Origin of the sequence: Microbacterium paludicola (genome assembly GCF_039529675.1) — a bacterium.
Classification (GTDB): Bacteria; Actinomycetota; Actinomycetes; order Actinomycetales; family Microbacteriaceae; genus Microbacterium; species Microbacterium paludicola.
This window is the reverse complement of record NZ_BAAANG010000059.1, coordinates 1-1,211: the sequence shown is the minus strand read 5'-3', so window position 1 is coordinate 1,211 and position 1,211 is coordinate 1. Positions and strand designations below refer to the sequence as shown.

Below are 1,211 nucleotides of genomic sequence, written 5' to 3'. Positions count from 1 at the left end.
AGCGTGCGGCTTCGTAGGCGTTCGGGCTGATGTTGCCGATCGCGGAGTGGCGCCGGCGAGTGTTGTAGCGGTTCGCCCACCGGAACACGGCCCGGTAGGCGGTGGCCTGGTCCGGGAACGCTGACCGGCCGGCGAGGAGTTCGCGCTTGAGCGTGGCGTTGAAGCTTTCCGCGAGTGAGTTGTCGGCACTCGTGCCGACCGCGCCCGTGGACTGGGTCACGCCCAGCTGCTCGCAGAGCGCGGCGTAGGCCTTCGAGGTGTAGACGCTGCCGTGGTCGGAGTGGAAGATCGCGCCGACCAGCGACCCGCGGTCGCGGTGCGCGGCACGGAGGGCGTCTTCGACGAGTTCGGTGCGCATGTGGTCGGCGACTTGCCAGCCCGCGAGCTTCCGGGAGCCGAGATCGATGCAGGACGCGAGGTAGAGGTTCGTGCCGTCGGCGATAGGCAGGTAGGTGATGTCGCCCACGTAGCGGCGGCCGGGGTCGCCGACGGAGAAGTCCCGTCCGATCAGGTCGGGGAAGCGCCTGGCGGACTGGTCCGGGATCGTGGTCTTCACCCGTCGTCGCAACCGGATCCCCGCGAGACGGTGCTCACGCATTACCCGCGCGACGCGCTTGTGATTCACCCGCTCCGCCACGGGCACACCGTCGTTGAGGTCGGCGGTGATCCTGGGCGCCCCGTAGGCGCGGTCGCCACCCTGAGCGGGGTCTTGCAGCACCCGGATCCGCGCCGCCAACACCGCGTCGTCTGTCGCCTTCGCGGCTCGCCGCCCGGCGGAGTCCAGCCAGGCGTAGAACGACGAGCGGGCGACCTCGACGACCTCACACAACCGCTTCACGCCGTAGGCGTCCTTGTGATCCTCAACAAACTGGAAGCGGTTCACCAGTTCGTCTCCCCGGCGAAATACTTCGCCGCCTGACGGAGGATGTCCCGCTCCGTCTCGAGCTTGCGGGCCTCGGCCTGCAAGGCCGCGAGGTCGGCCTCCAACCGGAGGACCTTCGCCGCCTGCGACTCCGGTCGCCCCGTCGCCCCCGGCGGCGACGCAGCGGCAACCGTGACCCCGGAGCCGAACTTGTCGACCCACTCTTTCAGCGCACCCCGAGAGATCCCGAGATCCCCGGCGATGCCCTTGAGCGTCGAACCCGGCGTGGACTCATACAAGTCCACCGCGCGCTGCCGGAACTCGTCCGTGTAGTTCTTCCTAGCCATCC

General features: G+C 69.1%; 1 protein-coding gene. It reads right to left on the bottom strand.

Annotated elements, in window-relative coordinates; all coding sequences use genetic code 11:
• A protein-coding gene (locus ABD161_RS15665; protein WP_344005097.1) for an IS3 family transposase occupies positions 1-1,209 on the bottom strand; the annotation gives its coding sequence in 2 pieces (ribosomal slippage) (positions 1-900 and positions 900-1,209; 1,210 coding nt annotated over the 2 pieces). This gene is flagged as partial in the annotation.
• Between the last annotated feature and the right edge of the window lie 2 nt (positions 1,210-1,211).